Here is a 17,572-nt window from a genome sequence, read left to right as displayed (position 1 = left end):
GCGTGTCTCCTGACGGTCGTTGTGACGATTGTTATGTCGGTTGGGGAGGTGGTGATTGTTATGGCGGTTGTGGTTGTCGGGCGCGGCGGCGCTCGGCGCAGCCGGCAGCGTCCTTGTCGGTGCAGATCAGTCCGGGCCGGGGCGGCTGGAAGACGTGCCGGGCAGAGTAGGGTCGGGCAGGGCGTAGAACAGGGTGCCGCTCATGATCTTTCTGGCGGTGCGGATCAATGAGGCTCGGGCGATATCGCCGGGGTCGCCGTCGCGGTGCTCTACCTGGAGGTCGATGAACCCTGACGGGTGCTCCAGGCTGACGGCCGCCTTGAGGTCACCGGCCTTGAGTTGCCCTGCATCGATGGCGATGCGATTGGCGACGGTGCCAGGGACGCTGACGGCGCTCGCCACAGCGATGGCACCGGTGACAGCGATCGCCTTGTGACAGCGATGGGGGACAAAGTAGCGGGTGCACAGGGTGCGCTCGGCATCCTCGGCGGGCGAGGCCAGCACTGGCTTCGGTAGCACGCTGTCGCTGACGTCACCAAGCCCCATCAGCTCTCCTGCATGACGACGGATCCTCTCCAGACGCTTGAGCAGGTCGCTGTCGGCGTCCAGCTCGAGCGGCGTCTCGCGGCCACTCAGTCCAAGCTCTCGCGCGTCGATCATGATGATCGGGGTGGCCGCATCCAGGCAGGATACGGTGACACCGTCGATGGTGTCGGCGGCCTGGCCGGTCGGGAGCAGTCCCGACGTCTTGGTTCCGACGATGTCGAGAAAGCTCAGTTGAATGGCGGCGGAACTGCCGGGAACACCGCTGATGCGAGTGTCGCCGTCGTAGCGGACCTGGCCGGCGTCGGTGGGTACGTGGCACTCGATCAGTCGCTGGGTGTTGAGGTTGCGTACCCGCACCAGGGTGTAGTCCGGTTGCGGCTCCACCAGGCCGGACTCGATGGCGTAGGGGCCGACGGCAGACAGCATGTTGCCGCAGTTGGGGTTGAAGTCGACACGGCGGTTGAGCACGTCCACCTGGGCGAACAGGTAGTCCACGTCGGCGTCCGGGTGGCTGGAGCGCTCGACGATGGCCACCTTGCTGGTCAGCGGGTCGCCGCCGCCGATTCCGTCGATCTGCAGGGCGTGGCCGGAGCCCATCAGGCTGATCAGGATTTCCGCCCTGGCGGGCTCGTCGTCGGGTAGGTCGCTCATGCGCAGGAAGGGCCCGCGGGAGGTGCCGCCGCGCATGATCATGCAGGGGATGCTGTTCATCATCGTGATGCCACGCCGTTGTTGGAGGTCGTGGTATCAGCTTGTCAGGCGTCTATTGATGCTTCAAATGCAAAGTTTGGCGTCTATCAATGCGAAATGAGGATTAATGCGCTATGGTTATTAGTCCAAAAGCCTTCATGCAAGAGTGACCCGATGCAGCACCGTCTTGAATTTCTCGATCTGCAGGCCTTCATCCAGGTCGCGGAGCTGGGCTCCTTCCATGAGGCGGCTCAGCGCCTGCACCTGTCGCAGCCTGCGCTGTCACGGCGAATCCAGAAGCTCGAAGAGTTGCTGGAGGTGGGCCTGCTCGAGCGCACCACCCGGCGTACGCGGCTGACGCCGATAGGCGCCGACTTTCTGCCTCGGGCGCGACGGATGATCGAAGAGTACGAGTCCTCGATCCTCGGTATCCGCGAGCTGGCCACCCACCAGACCGGCACCGTGACCATCGCCTGCCTGCCGACCGCTGCCTTCTACTTTCTGCCAAGCGTGATCAGGGGGTTCAGCGAGGCCTGGCCGGGCATCCGTATTCGTATTCTGGATGTCAGCGCCAACGAGGGTCTCGAGAAGGTCATCAGCGGCGAGGCCGACTTCGGCATCAACATGTTCAGCGCCCAGCGGCCTGAGGTGTCTTTCACCCAGTTGATGAGAGACCCCTTCGTCTTGGCGCTGCGCTCCGATCACCCTCTGGCGGCCAGGGAGCAAATCGAGTGGTCAGACCTCGAGCAGGTGCGGCTGATCACCGTCAGTCGCGACAGCGGCAATCGCACCCTGCTGGACAATGCGCTGTCCGCCGAGGGCATCCACCTCAACAGCTTCTACGAAGTACAGCATCTGTCGACCTCGCTGGGGCTGGTGGAGTCGGGCCTGGGGGTGGCGATTCTGCCGCGCATGACCATGCCGGGCCCGGATCACGAGATCCTGTGTTCGCGGGAGCTGCCGGAGCCACGCATCCAGCGCACCATCGGCCTGGTACGCAGCAACGTGCACAGTATCTCGGGCACCGCCCAGCTGTTTATCGATCTGCTGCTGGAACAGTGGAAGCATTCGTAGGCGCAGCGAACCGCATGGCCATCTATCGCCGATTCAGTATGGATTCAGGTTCTTGCGCTACAAACAGAGGGAGACACCCAAAACGGAAGGATGACGTCATGCGCAGCACACTGATGGTGGTCGCTCTTGGCCTGTTGTCGACCCAGGCATTGGCAGGTCCCGGCCACACTCAATCGGAGGCCATGGACCCCGATCAGGCGGATCGCACCATCGCCGTCGAGGCCGGCGATATCTGGTTCGACCCGGAGAGCTTGAGCGTTGCCCCCGGGGAGGTGGTGGCCTTCGAGGTCACCAACAGCGGTCAGCTCGAGCATGAGTTCGTGATCGGCTCCGCCGAGGCTCAGGACGCACACCGCAAGATGATGCGTGAGATGGCCTCGGGGGGAGGGCATGGCATGCACGGTGACGGCCACGACCTGAGTCAGATGCACGGCGCCATGGACATGCCGGCGGTGACTCTGGCGCCGGGAGAGACCAGGACGCTTGTCTGGCAGGCGCCGGAGCAGGGGGCATCGCTGACCTTCGCCTGCAATGTACCCGGACATTTTGAAGCGGGCATGCATGGCACCCTGAGTGTGGGAGAATAGGCGGCAAGCCTGGGACGGGGCCACCCCGTCCGGCTCGAGTGAGGCGTGGCATGCCTGGGCCCGCTGGCAGGGAGATGATGGTGATGAAGCTGTTGCTGGTCGAGGACGATGACCTGCTCTGCGAGAGTCTGAAGGATACGCTGGATGATCATGGCTATCGCGTCGACGTTGCCGAGCGACTGAGCGTGGCAAAGGCGCTGTTGCACAGCGAAGAGTATGCACTGATGATCCTGGATATCGGCCTGCCCGATGGTTCGGGGCTCGACTGGCTCGAGTTCCAGCGTGAACACGGCCTAGGCCTTCCGGTGCTGATCCTGACGGCTCGCGATGCCTGGCAGGACAAGGTGGACGGCCTTCGTCGGGGGGCTGATGACTACCTCACCAAGCCCTTTCACGAACAGGAACTGCTGGCGCGGATACAGGCGCTGCTGCGGCGGCGTACCGAATTGACGGCGCGGCTGATCGTCAATGGCATCCGCCTTGACGAGGAGCAGCGCCAGGTCAGTTGCGCGGGAGGCCCATGGCAGACGCTTACCGCCACCGAGTTCTGCCTGCTGCGCTACCTGATGCACCACCCTGACCGGGTGCACTCCAAGACGAAGCTGCTCGATCAGCTCTACGCCCTGGAGCAGGATGCCCCGGCGCCCAATCTGGTGGAGGTCTATATCGCGCGCCTGAGGCGTCTGCTGGGCAAGCATGTCATCCAGACCCGCCGTGGCCAGGGGTACGTGCTTGTTTCGCATTAGACGCAATAGTCTCCGTCTGCGCCTGCTGGTCAGCCTCGGGGCGGTGTCCCTGCTGGTCATGGGGTTGACCTGGTTCATGCATGGCCTGCTGCTGCGCGAGACCGCGCGGGACTTTCTGGGTGACCGACTGCGGCAGGAGGCGGAGTATCGCCTGGCGCAACTGCGTCAAGCCGCAGACCCGGTACCGGCCCCCACCTTGCCCTCGAGCCTGTCGGCCGAGGTCTTTCATCACCTGTACGTGCTCAAGCGCGGCGAGCTCGTCACCACCTCCCATCCGAGCTGGTTGTCGGCATTGACGCCCCATCTGGATGGGCCTGACAGGTCGCTGCTGGATGTACACCTGGAGGGACGTCACCTGCTGGTGTTGAGGCGAACCTTTACGGTGGACGGCAGGCCTGGGGTGCTGCTCATCGGAGAATCCTTCGACAGCGTCGAGGAAGGCCTTGCGGCCCTGCACTGGTGGATTGGCGCCATCGCAGGTCTGGTGCTGCTGGCTCTTTCGCTGCTTAACGGGTTGGCGGTCAATGCCGCCCTGCGGCCACTGGATCTGTTGCAGCGCCAGCTGGCCGAGCTGCGAAGTGGTCAGCGACAGCGTCTCAGAATGAAGGTGCCGCAGGAGTTCCGCCCTCTGGTCTCGCAGCTCAACCGTCTGATGGACAGCCAGGAGCGCCGATTGGTGCGTTCGCGTAACGCCGTTGCAGACCTGTCCCATGCGCTCAAGACCCCTCTGACCGCGGTGATGCAGGCGCTGCGCAGCAAGCGTGAGCTTGATAAATCCCGCCGTGAGCGTCTGCTGGAGCGGTTGACGCTGATGCAGGAGTTGATGGAGTCCCATCTGCGTCAGGCGCGTCTGGCGGGCCCCGGTGGCGGCCAGCACACCCGGGTCAAGCGGGAACTCGACCAGCTTTTTGACATGTTTCGAAGCCTGTACCCCGACAAGCGCTTCGTCATGGCCCTCGGGGACGCCGAGGATGCCTGCATCGAGATGGAGCGACAGGACTTCCTGGAAATGATTGGCATCGTGCTCGACAACGCGGGCAAGTGGGCCAACCAGTCGGTGTGGCTCGCGCTGACGTTGGGGCGATGTCTAGAGCTGAAGATCCAGGATGATGGCCCCGGAGTGGCGGCGGAGTTGCTGCCGCTGTTGGGCCGGCGAGGGCACAGGCTGGATGAAGGGCGGCCAGGCAACGGCATTGGCCTGTCGATTCTGCTTGAACTGGTCGAGCAGTACCGGGGAGAGGTCGGCTTTCAGGCGCCGCCCAGCGGTGGACTCGAGGTGACCATCCGCTTGCCGTTGGCGCTGGCGTCAACCTCCGAGAGAGAGGCCGTGCGTTAGGGCTTGTCTGAAAAGTGCCTGCGCTCGGTAATACGGCGTTAAAAATCGGATCAAAATGCTCATTTACACCCCGTAAACTGCGCTTTCTCACCGATTTTTGCCTTGTCTAACCTTCGCTCGTCGACTTTTCGGACAGCGCCTAAGGATTCAGCTGGCTTTCAGCTTGGCGATGGAAGATGGCAGAAGTTCATCGCACAGGAAGACAGCACCCATGTCGACGACACTTCTGCCGCCACATCGGCTATCACGACGAGGATTCATCAAGGGAAGCGCAGCCCTGGGAATCGGCACCGCCGCCCTCGGTCTGGCGCCTGCCTGGGCCAACCCCTGGGGACAGACCTCGAGTTACCCCAAGGGGGTGGAAAGCGGTCCGGATATCTCGCTGGCCATACGTCGCCAGAGCGTGCCCATCGCTGGCCAGTCTGCACGGCCGATTACCCTCAACGGCACCAGCCCTGGCCCCCTGATCCGGCTCAAGGAAGGGCAGGACGTGACGCTGCGGGTGACCAACCTGCTGGACGAGCCCACCTCGATTCACTGGCACGGCATTCTCCTGCCGCCGGAGATGGATGGCGTCCCCGGCGTGAGCTTTGCCGGCATCATGCCGGGTGAAACCTTTAACTACCGCTTTCCCCTCCGTCAAAGCGGCACCTACTGGTACCACAGCCACTCAGGACTGCAGGAGCAGATTGGCCATGTGGGCCCCCTGGTCATCGACGCCGAACAGCGCGAACCCTTTCGCTATGACCGCGAGCACGTGCTGCTGCTGACCGACTGGAGTTTCGAGGACCCCTCGACCATCTTCCACAACCTGAAGACCGGGGAGGGGTACTACAACTTCCAGGAGCGCACCCTGGGAGACTTCATCGCCGATGTGGACCGTCAGGGGCTCGCCTCCACCTGGGAAGCGCGTGCCATGTGGGGCCGGATGCGCATGAGCTCCCGTGATATCGCCGATGTTACCGGCGCCACCTACACCTATCTGCTCAACGGTCATTCTCCCAATGACAATTGGACTGCCCTGTTTCGCCCCGGCGAGACGCAGCGGCTACGTGTCATCAATGGCTCCGCCATGAGCTACTTCGACGTGCGGATTCCGGGGCTCGAAATGACGGTGGTGGCGGCCGACGGCCAGCCGGTTCGGCCCGTGCCCGTCGAGGAGTTCCGCATCGGGGTGGCGGAAACCTATGACGTTCTGGTGACGCCGAAAGACGATGTGGCCTACACCATCTTTGCCGAGTCCATGGACCGAAGCGGCTTTGCCAGGGGGACCCTGGCGCCGCGTATGGGGATGGTGGCGCCGCTGCCGGAACGCCGACGTATTGCCGATCGAGGAATGGAGGCCATGGGAGCCCACGAGGGCATGGATCACGGCTCGATGGCTGGTATGGATCACGGTTCGATGGCCGGTATGGATCACGGCTCGATGGCTGGTATGGATCACTCGAACATGGGCGGCATGGATCATGGCTCGATGACCGGTATGGATCACTCGAACATGGCGGGAATGGATCACGCTCAGATGGACAGTACGGAGAGCGCCACTGGTACCGCCATGCTTCCGGTGGGCGTGGCGCAGCCAGGCTCCCGCCTCGATCAGCCTGGAATCGGCCTGGATGCCCGCGAGCGTCGTGTGCTGGTGTATCAGGACTTGAAGGCCATCGCGCCATGGCCTGACCGTCGTCCTCCTGGTCGCGAACTCGAGCTTCATCTGACCGGTAACATGGAACGCTACATGTGGTCCTTCGACGGCAAGAAATTCAGTGAGGTCTCGGGGCCGATCCACTTCGACAAGGGCGAGCGTCTGCGCCTCATCCTGGTCAATCGCACCATGATGGAGCACCCGATCCACCTGCACGGCATGTGGATGGAGCTGGAGAATGGTGCCGGTGAGCTGATTCCGCGCAAGCACACCCTGAACGTCAAGCCAGGCGAGCGCCTTTCTGCACTGATCACGGCGGATGCCGAGGGCAGCTGGGCGTTCCACTGCCACCTTCTTTATCACATGGACGCCGGCATGTTCCGCGTCGTCAAGGTTGCCTGAGGAGAGATGACGCATGGAAATTCGTGTGGGCCGTATTTGCCTGGCAACGCTATCGGGCCTGGGGTTGTCGTCGCTGGCGCTGGCTGAGGATGGCTACGACGCGCCAGATCACTGGCCGTCGCCGATGCAGGAACATCTGCGTGGCTCGGTGCTGGTCGACCGTCTGGAATACGTCTGGCCGTCTGAAGACAGCGAGGCAGTAACCTGGGATTTTCAGGCCTGGTACGGAGGCGACGTTCATCGCGTCTACCTGAAGGGGGAAGGGAACAATACCCAAGGGGATGGCGAAGATGCGGAATTTGAATCGCTGGATCTGCTGTATAGCCGACTGATCGCCGACTTCTGGGAGCTACAGGGAGGGCTTGGCTATCAGGGAGGGCTTGGCAGCGATGACCATCCCGAGCGCTATTTCGGCGTGATCAGTCTGCAGGGGCTGGCGCCCTACCGGTTGGAAACCGAGCTGGATCTTCGTGTCAGTGACGATGGTGATACCTCCTTGAGCCTGGAGCAGGAATATGATCTGCGACTGACCCAGCGGCTTTATCTGCAACCTCGCCTGGAAATGGAAGTGGCGTTCGATGATGCCGAGGAGTTCGGTGTAGGGGAGGGATTCAATTCCTTGCGCACCGGCCTGCGCCTTCGCTATGAACTACATCGCAAGTTCGCGCCCTATATCGGCGCCTATTGGCAGAAACTTTATGGCGATACTGCCGATATGGCGCGTGATGAAGGAGGGCAAGTGGAGGACACCGCAGTGGTTGCCGGGCTACGCGTCTGGTTTTGATCCCTCTGCGGACATGGCTGCCACTCAAGGAAACCCCGCCAGGCAATGCCTGGCGGGTTTTTGCTGCACGTCTGGAGCCGTCAGGGCAAGCGTGTCTTACATTAACAGTGCCTTGGCCGGCATCCACAGGCCCATCAGCAGCATGATCAGGTTCTCGCTCAGGGAAACGAAGCCTAGGGGAACGTTGCTGTTGCCGCCGACGCAGGCGCACTTGAGTTCGCGCTTGTCGATGTAGACCGCCTTGAACACCGAAATGGCCCCCACGGTACCGATGAACAGGGCCACAGGCGCGGCGAGCCAGATCAGGCTGCCTGCCAGCATCAGTATCCCGGCCAGTGTTTCGGCGTAGGGGTAGATGTAGCCGTAGCGTACATCGCGTTGGGCCAACAGGTCGTAGTTGAGAAACATGGTGCTGAAGCTTTCCACGTCCTGCAGTTTCTGCAGGCCCAGCAGAACCATGGCCGAGGCGACGGCGAACTCGATGGTGCGCACTGAGACCAGCGACTGGCCGGACACCCAGCCCACCGCCAGGCCGATCAGCAGGGCCGTGGCGAAGATGGCGATGACAGGACGGTAGCTGACTTCCTTGTCGCCGGGCACGCTCATGCCGAGGTAGCGGCGCAGCTGCTCGTAGCCGCCGATGCGCTCGTCGCCGATGTACACCTGGGGTGTGGTGTCCACGTCGGCTTCCTGCTTGAAGCGGTCGATGGCTTCACGTGACGTCAGGGTGTGGTCGTCGACCTGGTAGCCCTTGCGCTTGAGCAGCGACAGGGTCTTGAGGCCGAAGGGGCAGAGGTGCTCCGCGGTCTTCATGCGATAGAGGCGGGCAGTGCTGGATGAGGCCCGCTGCGCCGGGCTTGCTGTGTTCGTGCTCATTTCCTCTCCCTGTGGTGGTTGAGAAAAGCCCAGACAGGCCAGGGTGGTGGCCCCTGAGGCTTCCGTCACTACTGTGCAAGTTCGAGCATCTTCACCACAGACTAAAACCCTTGTGCAGCACAAGGGTCAAGGCGATACGGTCATCGGCTGGTTAGTCCTGGACAACCTGTGCAGGGGGATCCAGGTGGCGGGATATATCGGCTCGGGACCGGGCGATAGCGCGATCGACGAGGGTGGGGGCGATGGCGTTGATCAGGGCGAACAGGCGCTCCTTGCCGCCGAGAGCGGCGCGACGTTGGCCACTTTTCAGCTGCGTGATGATGGCATCGGCCACGCGCTCGGGGCTGTCCACGGTGTTGCCAAGGGCCTCGTTCATGGCTTCGGCGTCGGGGCCGTTCATGGCGGTCCGGGTGGCGCGGGGGGCCAGGTACTGCACCCGGACCGAGGTGTCTTCCAGTTCCCGCGACAGCGCTTCGGCGAAGCCCTTGAGGCCGGCCTTGCTGGCGCAGTAGGCGACATAGCCCGGGTGGCCGATATGCCCCAGCAGCGAGCCAACGAACAGCAGGTTGGCGCTGGGTTGTCCGAGAAACAAGGGCAGCAGGGCCTGGGTCAGCAGCAGGGTCGAGGTCAGATTGGTATCGAGCACCCGGGTGACGTCGTCTGGCGAGGCTTCGCGAAACCAGCCCAGGTGATTGATGCCGGCCAGGTGGACCAGCGTCGAAGGTCGTTGCTCGGGAACTGTCTGACTTAGCTGGTCGAGTAGCCGCTGGCGGCCCATCGCGGTGGTCAGATCGACGCCAGCGACGAGGGTGTGTCTCGAGGCAGCCTTGCCAAGCTCGCCCGCCAGGGCGCTGAGCTTGCCCTTATCACGCCCTGCCAGCCACAAGCTGGCGCCTTCGGCGTCAAGCCGCTTTACCAGCGCCGAGCCGATGCCGCCAGTGGCGCCGGTCACCAGAATCCTGCGCTCGCTCAGTGATGGCATGAGTTTGCCTCCAGCGCTTCGTCCGTCCAGTGGTCGGCGTCTCGCAGGGCGGCGTCATGGACCGCGCCATAGAGGCGATAGAAGGCACGGGCCGAATGGATGATCTGGGCCTGCTCCTCGGTGTCGGTGATGGTGTCCATCAGTTCGGCGAAGAAGGCCATATGGGAGATGTCCAGTTCGCCGTGGGAAAACAGGTAGTGGAAGGCGTCATCGGTCAGGCCCAGGCTATCGCGGATGGCCCTGCCGGCGGCGCTGGCCGCCGAGGTGCTGGTACCCTCGAGCACCAGCACCATGCCGAACATGGCCAGCGGATGGCGCCGTCTGATGCTGTCGTAGGCGTAGGACACCATCCATTCCGTCTCGAACAGCGGTGGGCGTGAACGCGCGTGGTGCCGATCGACGCCGGTGGACTCCAGGTCATCGAGTATCCAATGTTCGTGGCCCTTTTCCTCGTCGATGTACTCGGCGATGGCCATGCGCAGGTTTTCGCGCAGCACGAAGTTCGGAGCGGACAACTCGGCGCCGCAGGCCATCATCAGTGAGACGGTGTGACGCACATGGTGATAGGCCTGGGCGAGAAAGGCGCGATATTCGGGCAGCGTGATCTTGCCACCCTGGGCGCGCCCGATCAGTTCCCCTCCCATCAAGGCTTGGCGTTCGTCTTCGGTGGCAGCGAGCAGGTGGCGGTAGAAGCCATCGGGCTTGTCGTTGTCGACAGGTGGCGAGGTGACGATCGGGGTATCGGTCAGCGTGTTCATGGGGGTGGGGGTTCCTGTGGGTATGAAGGGAGGCCGTCGGCGGCGGAGGAAAGCGCTGCTGACACCTGCTCATGGCCAGGGAAGGTTCTGGCGACAAGCCGCTCGATGTCGCAGCGACGGCGGAGCTGAATGCTGGCCCGGCGCAGGCGTCCGTTGGCGGTCAGTTCGTTGCTGGCAATCGAAAGCGGTGCAGCGACCCCTGGCAGTTGCCGCATCAACGACTGCCAGCCGCAGACTCTGGCGTAGTCGGGCAGGCGCTGATTGAGCGCGGCAATGTGGGCTTCCAGGCGGGGGGGCTGGATAGCGGCTGAAGGGGTAAGGAGCGCCAGCACCCCCGGCAAGCCTTCGCCGAAGACGAAGGCACGATCGATACCGTCGATGAGCTCGAGCTCCGCCTCGAGCCACTCGGGACAGAGATTGCGTCCGTTCGACAGGATGATGACGTTGCGCTGACGCCCGTCCAGGCGCCAATGACCGTCCGCCAGGCGGTGACCGAGATCTCCGCTGGGCCAGGGCATCTCGGTTGATGGAAGGTGATGATCGGACCCTAGGTAGCCGAGCATGCAACGACCGTGGACCAGCAGTTGCCCCTGCTCATCGGTGCTTAGGCGCAATCCCTTGAGGGGGCACCCGACACGGCCATCCTGGGGCTCGTCCGGGCGGCTCAGACAGACCACCGAGCCCATCTCGGACATGCCGTAGCCCTGGGCGACAGGGAGTCCCAGCTGGGTTGCCTGTTCGAGCAGGCGGCGGGGCACCTGGCCACCGCCTACGGCGACTAGCGACAACACCTGTTGCCAACCGTTTGCCGCAGAATGATGTGAGGCCAGGTGAGTTAGCGCCTTGAGCAGCGCCGGCACCAGAATCAGGCTGTCGGGTCGGCGCTTGGCCAGCCAGCGTTGCCACTGGTCGGGGTCTAGCGTACCGCTGCCATGTAGCCCGGTCAGATTGGGCGTATCGATAACGATCGTGGCTCCTCGCCAGAGCGCGAAGAGTGCGCCGGCCAGATGTTCGAGCAGCACCGCCATGGGCAGCACCACGCCGTGACGATGCAGGGTTACACCTGCAAGGCGCTGTTCCAGCCCTTCAATGACCGACTCGAGATGAGGCCCGGACACGCAGACCCCCTTGGGGGTGCCGGTGGTACCGGAGGTAAAGGTGATCAGTCGCGTTCCGTCCGGCAGTGGCGCGGGCGTCGAGGGGCGCCGGAACAAGGCGATGGACAGGCCGGCCGGAGCGTCGAGTGGCTGGCGCTTGAAGTCGTTGGCGCGGGCAGATGGCAGCCAGGCGTCCAGCGGGCTGTCATGCGCGAGCAGAAGACCGTCCAAGCCGGTGGTGTCGAGCAGATGGTTGATCTGTTGTTCGCTGAAAAACGCAGGAATCGGGGTGATTGGCAGGCCAGCCCGCCAGGCAGCGAGCTGGGCGACCAGCCAGCCAGGAGAGTTGTGACCCAGCAGGCCCAGGTGAGAAACGCCCGACTGCTCGAGTTGGTGCGCGACAGTGTCGGTGGCGGCCTCCAGTTGCCGGGCGGTAAGTCGGATGTCAGCGCCATCCGGGGTTTGCCCGAGCAGGCTCTCCACATCCGGCGACAGCCTCGCCCTTTGGCGCAGGCGCTGGTGTAGCCTATCCATGGGGCACGTCCCCGGCCGCCGAGCAGGCGTGGACATGGGGTAGCGCCGGTACGGGATCTGCCGCCTCCGGGGCAAGCTGTGCTGCGCCGGCGAGAAGCAAAGCGCCGAGCGGGGTGGCGCGCATGCTGTTGGCCACCTCGAGGGGGCGAATCACCACGACCCTGGGGTCCCGCTCGTAATACCGTCCCCAGTCCACAGGGTTGTCCAGGCAGTGGCGATGGGCGCGACCGATCGTGTCCATCTCGATGCCGAGCCGGGCGAGGCCGTTGCGCACGTCTCTGGATGCCGTCACCACCAGCCAGTCGATACCCAGTCGCTCGAGCACCACCACCAGCGACAGCATCAGCCGTCGGCCGGCGCCTGGCGATGCGCTGGCCAGGGCGCCGACCTCCATGACCTGGTGGCGCGGCGGCGCAAGGTCGCAGAGGCCACGAGTGGCGAGCACCATCTCGACAGGTGCCTCGAGGTAGTGTTCCACCATGAGAGGGCCTTCATCGGCACGCCTGAGTCCTGTGGTGGCGACGAGCGCGCCATGGGGGTCTCGCAGTGTCAGCAAGCGCTGGTAGGGGTTGCTGAGGGAGGCATTGTGATGGAGACGATAGACGTCGGAGATGAAGGCGTTTGCCTCACCCAGCCGCTCCGGGGACGCCCAGCACAGGCCGGAGGGCATGTTCGGCTCGGGAGCATCCGTGTGGGCTGTCGTCTTCGAGGCCGATGCTGCGATTGCCGGGGCCATGTCATCGCGTCCTTGAAAGAGGAGTTGATGGCAAGGCTAGGCTGCCTAGCTTAGCGAAAACTTAACGTTCGCAGATGACTAACCTGTAGCGCGCACAGGTGGCCTGAGTGGACGCAAGAGATGGTGCTAGGCTGATCCTGCAGGGTCCGGTAAAGGAGGTATCCATGTGCGGCCGTTTCGCCTGTTACACACCTTTTGCTCAGCTTGCGGCGCTGATGCGCTTGCCGGTGGCGCCGCGCCTGCCCGAGCAGGAGCCGCCACCTCGCTACAATGTCGCGCCGGGCACCTGGATCACGTCACTCGCCATGGACGGGGAGGTTGTACCTTCCTTTACCTCGATGTGGTGGGGCTATCGACCCCACTGGGCCCAGGCCGGGGCGCCGGAGCCGATCAACGCCACCGTGGAGAAGGTCGCCACCTCGCGCTATTTTCGTGGGGCCTTTGCCCGCCATCGCTGCCTGGTGCCGGCGGACGGCTGGTACGAGTGGCTGCCGGGCGAGGCCGGCAAGCAGCCCTATTTTTTATGTCGTGAAGATCGCGCGCCGCTGTGGCTGGCGGCGATCTTCAGTGAACGGGCCGACGGCAGGCCGGGCCTTGCCATCCTCACCGAACCTGCCCGGGGCTGCGCGAGTGAGGTGCACTCCCGGATGCCGCTGGCGCTGGACGACGGCAGCCTTGAACCCTGGCTCGATCCTGCCCTGAGTGATCGCGACGTCATGCGCCAGACGGTGCGGCATCTACCCGCTGGCGCCTTCGGGGCATGGCCGGTCTCGACCAGGGTCAATCGGGCGGGAGAGGAAGGAAGTGACTTGATGGAAGCCGTCCAGGCACCGGGCTGACCGTCGGGTCTGAAGCGCCCATCTGCATGCCCTGGCTGCGGTGATGTTCCAGGTGCTGCGCGGCTTGTCCGTCCCGCTCCGATGGGCTAAGGTCGAAGGCGCATGGCACGGGGTGTCCCGCACGATAGCGGGGCTGAGAAACACCCGTCGAACCTGATCCAGTTCATACCGGCGAAGGGATGTCAGCGCAGTCGTCAGTCCAGGGGTCGGCGTGCGTTCCTCGCCTCGACCAAGGACCCGCCAGATGACCCTTTCCGACGCCTCACCCGCTACCTCCGCAAGCCCGCCCGCGCTTCCCATTTGCCGCCAGCTGGTCGTCGTCACCGGCGCCGGACGTGGCCTCGGCGTCAGCCTGGCGCGCAGTTTCCTCGAGCAGGGCGCGCGGGTGGTGGTCAACTATCGACGCAGCGAAGAGGGCGCCAACGCGCTGGTAGCCGACTATCCCGAGCAAGCCTTGGCAGTGGCCGCCGACGTCTGTGATCGCAGCGCCGTCGATGCCATGTTCGCGCGTGCCCGCGAGCACTTCGGCGCACCGGTCACCACCTTGATCAACAATGCGCTGCCGGACTTCGCTTTCAACGGCGACGCCCGTCCCGGTCCCGACGAGCTGACCTGGGAGCACCTCGATCATCAGCTTCAGGGCGTCGCCCGGGGAGCACTGAACACGGTGCAGGCGTCGCTTGCCGGCATGCGTGAGGCCGGCTTTGGTCGCATCGTCAATATCGGTACCAACCTGTTCCAGAACCCGGTGGTGCCCTACCACGACTACACCGCCGCCAAGGCGGCGCTGCTGTCGCTGACGCGCACCCTGGCCCACGATCTGGGCCCGGACAACATCACCGTGAACATGATCTCCGGCGGCCTGTTGCGCACCACCGATGCCTCCCGCGCCACGCCGGAGGCGGTGTTCGACCTGATCGCCGCCAGCACACCGCTGCGACGGGTGACCACGCCGCAGGAGTTTGCCGACGCCGCGCTACTGTTCGCCTCGCCCTGGTCGCGAGCGGTCACCGGCCAGAACCTGGTGGTCGACGGCGGACTGGTGAAGGACTGATGGCCAGCATGCACCTAAATCTGTTCATCATGGGCTGTGGCCACCACAAGGCGGCCTGGCGTCATCCCCGTTCCAGCGTCGAGCGCCTGGCCGATATCCGCTACTACGAGGAGCTGGCGCGGCTCGCCGAGCGGGGTCGCTTCGATGCGGTGTTCTTCGCCGATGGTCACGCCGTGGGCAGCGTCGCCGACGGCCCGCTGTGGACCCTGGAGCCACTGACCATGCTGGCGGCCATGGCGCGGGCCACCGAACACATCGGGCTGATCTCGACCGTCTCCAGCACCTTCTATACGCCGTTTCATGCTGCGCGCATGCTGGCCTCGCTGGACCATATCTCCGGCGGACGCCTGGGCTGGAACCTGGTGACCTCGATGTTCGACAGCGAGGCGCGCAACCATGGGCTCGAGGCCATGCCAAGCCACGCCGAGCGCTATGCCCGGGCGGAGGAATTCGCCAATACCGTGCTGGCGCTGTGGGACTCCTGGAGTGACGACGCCCTGGTGAGGGACCGCCAGGGCGATTACGTCGACGCCAGCCGGGTCGGTCCCATCCATCATCACGGCGAGCACTTTCTGGTGGATGGCCCGCTGACGGTGCCGCGTCCGCCCCAGGGCCACCCGGTGCTGTTCCAGGCAGGCGCCTCGGATCAGGGCCGTGACCTGGCCGCGCGCTACGCCGAGGCCATCTACGCGGTGGCCTACGATCTGCCCTCCGCCCAGGCCTACTACAGCGACCTTCAGGCCCGGGTAAAGGCCGCTGGCAGACCGAAGGTCGCGATCATGCCGGGGCTGGTCACCTACGTCGGCTCCACCGAAGAGGAGGCCAGACGCAAGCAGCGGGAGCTCGACGAACTGTTGCCGGTGGACAGCTCACGGCGCCAGTTGAGTCAGTTCATCGGCCAGGACGTGAGCGACTGGGAGCTCGACGCCCCGGTGCCCGAGTTGCCGCCACTGGAGGCCTTCAGCGGGCCCAAGGGGCGCTACGCCACGATTCTGCGGATCATCGAGAGCGAACGACCGACGCTGCGCCAGTTGCTGGGACGGCTCGCCGCCGGTGGCGGCCACTGCACCATGGTCGGCACCCCGGAGCGTATCGCCGACGAGATGCAGCGCTGGGTCGAGCAGGGCGGGGCGGACGGCTTCAACCTGATGCCGCCGTCGCTGCCGGACAGCATCGAGGACGTGGTCGAACAGGTCGTGCCCGAACTGCAGCGTCGCGGGCTGTTTCGACGCGAGTACCAGGGCCGCACCCTGCGCGACCACCTGGGACTGGCGCGGCCCGGTCGCTGATGAGCCGGAACTGCCAGGGCCCCTGATCGCCAGGCCTTGAAACGACAACAGCGGGACGCGTCAGCACGTCCCGCTGTTTTTTATCCCACCTTGCCAGGCTGTCAGCGTGGCGGTGTCAGCTCTGGAAACGCCGCACCAGACTGCCCATGCGGGTGAAGTCATAGTCCTGGCGGGATGGCAGCAGCTTCATCAGCACCAGCGAGACCAGCACCGGCACGAAGGCCGCCAGCAGGAAGGATTCCAGCAGGGTAGCGGTACCGCCGCTGGGAGACGGGAACATCGCCAGGCCGGCGACCAGGCCCGCAGCGGTGCTGAGGACCGCGTTGCGCCCGTCGTAGCGGCGATTGAACAGACCGAAGAACACCGGGAAGGCCGCCGCCGAGCACAGCAGGTCCGCCAGCAGGAACAGATAGAGCACGCTGTAGCCCTGGGCTGCCACCCAGGTCACCGGCACCGCTGCGGCGACGATCAGCCAGCGTGCCAGGCGCATCAGGGTGGCTTCGCTGGCCTGGGGCAGCAGCCGGTGCATGTCGACGGCGATGATGCTGGAGGTGGCGTTGACGGTGGTGTCGGCGCTGCTCATCACCAGGGCCAGACCCAGCGGAATCAAGGCCAGGGCGAACCACAGCGGCACCTCGGACAGCAGCACGCTGAACAGCGCCACCGAACCGTCTCCCTCGAGCCCGAGGCCGACGAAGGCCAGGCCGAACAGGCCCATCAGCACGATCACCGGAAAGTTGAACAGCCCTGCGATCCAGAAGCCCCGCCGCAGCACCTTGCTGTCCCGGGCGGCGTAGATGCGCTGCCAGGTGCCCTGGTAGAACAGGCCGGTCAGCATCACCGCGATAAAGAACGTCAGACCGGCACGCAGGCCACCGGCATCGGTGACATCCAGCAACTGGGGCGCACGTTCCTGCAGGCCCTCGAGCGTCGGCGCGACGCCGCCGGCGGCCTGCCAGCCGAACACCAGCAGCAGCGCCAGCAACGGCAGGATCACCAGCATCTGTACCTTGTCGGTGAAGATGGTGGTGCGCAGGCCGCCGTAGAAGGTGTAGAGCAGGGTCGCGATCATCACTACGCAGGCGGTCAGCCACAGCGGGATCGGCGCCAGCAGGGTGACCATATGGGCGATTGCGGTGAGGCCTGCCGCCAGCGAGATGAACAGATAGAACAGCATGATCGTCAGGGTGAAGGCGTACATGGTGCGCCCGTAGCGATGGATCACGAACTCGGTGAGGCCGTGGCCTTCGGGGATCAGCTCACGCATGCGTCGTCCCAGCGGGATCATCACCAGGCGCGGGACCATGGAACCCAGCGCATAGCCCAGTACCGCGCCGATGCCGCCCCAGGTGGCCGCCTGGGCGGGGCCGAACAGGATCCAGGTGCCCAGGGTGGTGGCCACCAGGGTCAACACCGTGGCGCGGGTGTTCTGGCTGTTGCGAGCAGAGATGTAGTCATCCAGGCCGCCCTGACGACGTCGGGCATAGATCAGGCCGGGGATGGCAAAGATGGCGGCGCACAGCAGAAGCCACAGCGCCGTCCAGGTGGGATCGAGCATCATCGAAAGAAGACCTCTTTCTTGTCGTTGTCCGCAGGGACC

Annotated in this window: 16 protein-coding genes and 1 riboswitch; of the genes, 9 read left to right on the top strand and 7 right to left on the bottom strand. The window is 64.6% G+C overall.

The annotated features are described in order from the left end of the window. Positions 1-126: 126 nt before the first annotated feature. Positions 127-1,260: a 4-oxalomesaconate tautomerase gene (locus tag KUV74_RS00130; protein ID WP_108131724.1), complete on the bottom strand. Its 1,134-nt coding sequence runs from the start codon at positions 1,258-1,260 to the stop codon at positions 127-129. Positions 1,261-1,410: 150 nt separating this feature from the next. On the opposite strand from KUV74_RS00130, the gene KUV74_RS00125 reads away from it, so the two are divergent. From KUV74_RS00125 to KUV74_RS00100, 6 genes are all read left to right on the top strand, one after another. After that, positions 1,411-2,310 (top strand): LysR family transcriptional regulator, encoded by a 900-nt coding sequence (locus tag KUV74_RS00125; RefSeq protein WP_045994126.1) that lies wholly within the window; start codon positions 1,411-1,413, stop codon positions 2,308-2,310. Between the two features lie 98 nt (positions 2,311-2,408). Then, complete coding sequence (locus KUV74_RS00120) at positions 2,409-2,897, top strand: plastocyanin/azurin family copper-binding protein (protein ID WP_222515333.1); 489 nt, start codon at positions 2,409-2,411, stop codon at positions 2,895-2,897. Positions 2,898-2,947: 50 nt separating this feature from the next. Then, positions 2,948-3,643, top strand: a complete 696-nt coding sequence (locus tag KUV74_RS00115) for a response regulator transcription factor (RefSeq protein ID WP_240184300.1) — start codon at positions 2,948-2,950, stop codon at positions 3,641-3,643. Beyond that, positions 3,630-4,979 carry an ATP-binding protein gene (locus KUV74_RS00110; RefSeq protein ID WP_261394976.1) on the top strand — a complete coding sequence of 450 codons (1,350 nt, stop codon included), beginning with the start codon at positions 3,630-3,632 and terminating at the stop codon, positions 4,977-4,979. Before KUV74_RS00115 ends, KUV74_RS00110 begins: the two co-directional genes overlap by 14 nt. Positions 4,980-5,190: 211 nt before the next feature. Then, positions 5,191-7,023: a copper resistance system multicopper oxidase gene (locus tag KUV74_RS00105; RefSeq protein WP_222515332.1), complete on the top strand. Its 1,833-nt coding sequence runs from the start codon at positions 5,191-5,193 to the stop codon at positions 7,021-7,023. 13 nt (positions 7,024-7,036) lie between these two features. Next, complete coding sequence (locus KUV74_RS00100) at positions 7,037-7,807, top strand: copper resistance protein B (protein WP_222515331.1); 771 nt, start codon at positions 7,037-7,039, stop codon at positions 7,805-7,807. A gap of 96 nt (positions 7,808-7,903) precedes the next feature. Here KUV74_RS00100 and KUV74_RS00095 read toward each other — a convergent pair whose 3' ends face one another. From KUV74_RS00095 to KUV74_RS00075, 5 genes are all read right to left on the bottom strand, one after another. Then, positions 7,904-8,683, bottom strand: a complete 780-nt coding sequence (locus KUV74_RS00095; protein ID WP_222515330.1) for a glutaredoxin family protein — start codon at positions 8,681-8,683, stop codon at positions 7,904-7,906. 151 nt (positions 8,684-8,834) lie between these two features. After that, positions 8,835-9,665, bottom strand: a complete 831-nt coding sequence (locus KUV74_RS00090; RefSeq protein ID WP_222515329.1) for an SDR family oxidoreductase — start codon at positions 9,663-9,665, stop codon at positions 8,835-8,837. Continuing rightward, entirely contained in the window at positions 9,653-10,423 is a 771-nt protein-coding gene (locus tag KUV74_RS00085; RefSeq protein ID WP_222515328.1) for a TenA family transcriptional regulator, read from the bottom strand. Before KUV74_RS00085 ends, KUV74_RS00090 begins: the two co-directional genes overlap by 13 nt. Next, positions 10,420-12,054 carry an AMP-binding protein gene (locus KUV74_RS00080; RefSeq protein WP_222515327.1) on the bottom strand — a complete coding sequence of 545 codons (1,635 nt, stop codon included), beginning with the start codon at positions 12,052-12,054 and terminating at the stop codon, positions 10,420-10,422. Before KUV74_RS00080 ends, KUV74_RS00085 begins: the two co-directional genes overlap by 4 nt. Then, on the bottom strand, positions 12,047-12,790 hold the full coding sequence (locus KUV74_RS00075; RefSeq protein WP_222515326.1) for a thermostable hemolysin: 744 nt from the start codon (positions 12,788-12,790) through the stop codon (positions 12,047-12,049). The genes KUV74_RS00080 and KUV74_RS00075 overlap by 8 nt, the downstream gene beginning before the upstream one ends. 164 nt (positions 12,791-12,954) lie before the next feature. Here KUV74_RS00075 and KUV74_RS00070 point away from each other — a divergent pair, with 164 nt between their 5' ends. The 3 genes from KUV74_RS00070 (at position 12,955) to KUV74_RS00060 (ending at position 15,972) form a co-directional block, all read left to right on the top strand. After that, positions 12,955-13,629 carry an SOS response-associated peptidase gene (locus KUV74_RS00070; protein ID WP_222515325.1) on the top strand — a complete coding sequence of 225 codons (675 nt, stop codon included), beginning with the start codon at positions 12,955-12,957 and terminating at the stop codon, positions 13,627-13,629. 98 nt (positions 13,630-13,727) lie between these two features. Continuing rightward, positions 13,728-13,826: riboswitch (TPP riboswitch) on the top strand. Positions 13,827-13,873: 47 nt separating this feature from the next. Continuing rightward, positions 13,874-14,683, top strand: a complete 810-nt coding sequence (locus tag KUV74_RS00065; protein ID WP_222515324.1) for a 3-oxoacyl-ACP reductase — start codon at positions 13,874-13,876, stop codon at positions 14,681-14,683. 8 nt (positions 14,684-14,691) lie between these two features. After that, positions 14,692-15,972, top strand: coding sequence for an LLM class flavin-dependent oxidoreductase (locus tag KUV74_RS00060; protein ID WP_222515323.1), 1,281 nt, complete (start codon positions 14,692-14,694; stop codon positions 15,970-15,972). A gap of 115 nt (positions 15,973-16,087) precedes the next feature. Here the strand turns inward: KUV74_RS00060 and KUV74_RS00055 are convergent, their stop codons facing one another. After that, positions 16,088-17,533 (bottom strand): sodium:solute symporter family protein, encoded by a 1,446-nt coding sequence (locus KUV74_RS00055; RefSeq protein WP_108449909.1) that lies wholly within the window; start codon positions 17,531-17,533, stop codon positions 16,088-16,090. Between the last annotated feature and the right edge of the window lie 39 nt (positions 17,534-17,572).

Source organism: Halomonas sp. DP1Y21-3 (assembly GCF_019801245.1).
GTDB classification, from domain to species: domain Bacteria; phylum Pseudomonadota; class Gammaproteobacteria; order Pseudomonadales; family Halomonadaceae; genus Halomonas; species Halomonas litopenaei.
This window is presented reverse-complemented; position numbering and strand designations above follow the sequence as displayed.

Excerpts from the sequence above, each read along its gene's own strand:
- KUV74_RS00130 (WP_108131724.1), bottom strand. The coding sequence starts at position 1,260 with ATGATGAACAGCATCCCCTGCATGATCATGCGCGGCGGCACCTCCCGC.
- KUV74_RS00125 (WP_045994126.1), top strand. The coding sequence starts at position 1,411 with ATGCAGCACCGTCTTGAATTTCTCGATCTGCAGGCCTTCATCCAGGTC.
- KUV74_RS00120 (WP_222515333.1), top strand. The coding sequence starts at position 2,409 with ATGCGCAGCACACTGATGGTGGTCGCTCTTGGCCTGTTGTCGACCCAG.
- KUV74_RS00115 (WP_240184300.1), top strand. The coding sequence starts at position 2,948 with ATGCCTGGGCCCGCTGGCAGGGAGATGATGGTGATGAAGCTGTTGCTG.
- KUV74_RS00105 (WP_222515332.1), top strand. The coding sequence starts at position 5,191 with ATGTCGACGACACTTCTGCCGCCACATCGGCTATCACGACGAGGATTC.
- KUV74_RS00100 (WP_222515331.1), top strand. The coding sequence starts at position 7,037 with ATGGAAATTCGTGTGGGCCGTATTTGCCTGGCAACGCTATCGGGCCTG.
- KUV74_RS00095 (WP_222515330.1), bottom strand. The coding sequence starts at position 8,683 with ATGAGCACGAACACAGCAAGCCCGGCGCAGCGGGCCTCATCCAGCACT.
- KUV74_RS00090 (WP_222515329.1), bottom strand. The coding sequence starts at position 9,665 with ATGCCATCACTGAGCGAGCGCAGGATTCTGGTGACCGGCGCCACTGGC.
- KUV74_RS00085 (WP_222515328.1), bottom strand. The coding sequence starts at position 10,423 with ATGAACACGCTGACCGATACCCCGATCGTCACCTCGCCACCTGTCGAC.
- KUV74_RS00080 (WP_222515327.1), bottom strand. The coding sequence starts at position 12,054 with ATGGATAGGCTACACCAGCGCCTGCGCCAAAGGGCGAGGCTGTCGCCG.
- KUV74_RS00075 (WP_222515326.1), bottom strand. The coding sequence starts at position 12,790 with ATGGCCCCGGCAATCGCAGCATCGGCCTCGAAGACGACAGCCCACACG.
- KUV74_RS00070 (WP_222515325.1), top strand. The coding sequence starts at position 12,955 with ATGTGCGGCCGTTTCGCCTGTTACACACCTTTTGCTCAGCTTGCGGCG.
- KUV74_RS00065 (WP_222515324.1), top strand. The coding sequence starts at position 13,874 with ATGACCCTTTCCGACGCCTCACCCGCTACCTCCGCAAGCCCGCCCGCG.
- KUV74_RS00060 (WP_222515323.1), top strand. The coding sequence starts at position 14,692 with ATGCACCTAAATCTGTTCATCATGGGCTGTGGCCACCACAAGGCGGCC.
- KUV74_RS00055 (WP_108449909.1), bottom strand. The coding sequence starts at position 17,533 with ATGATGCTCGATCCCACCTGGACGGCGCTGTGGCTTCTGCTGTGCGCC.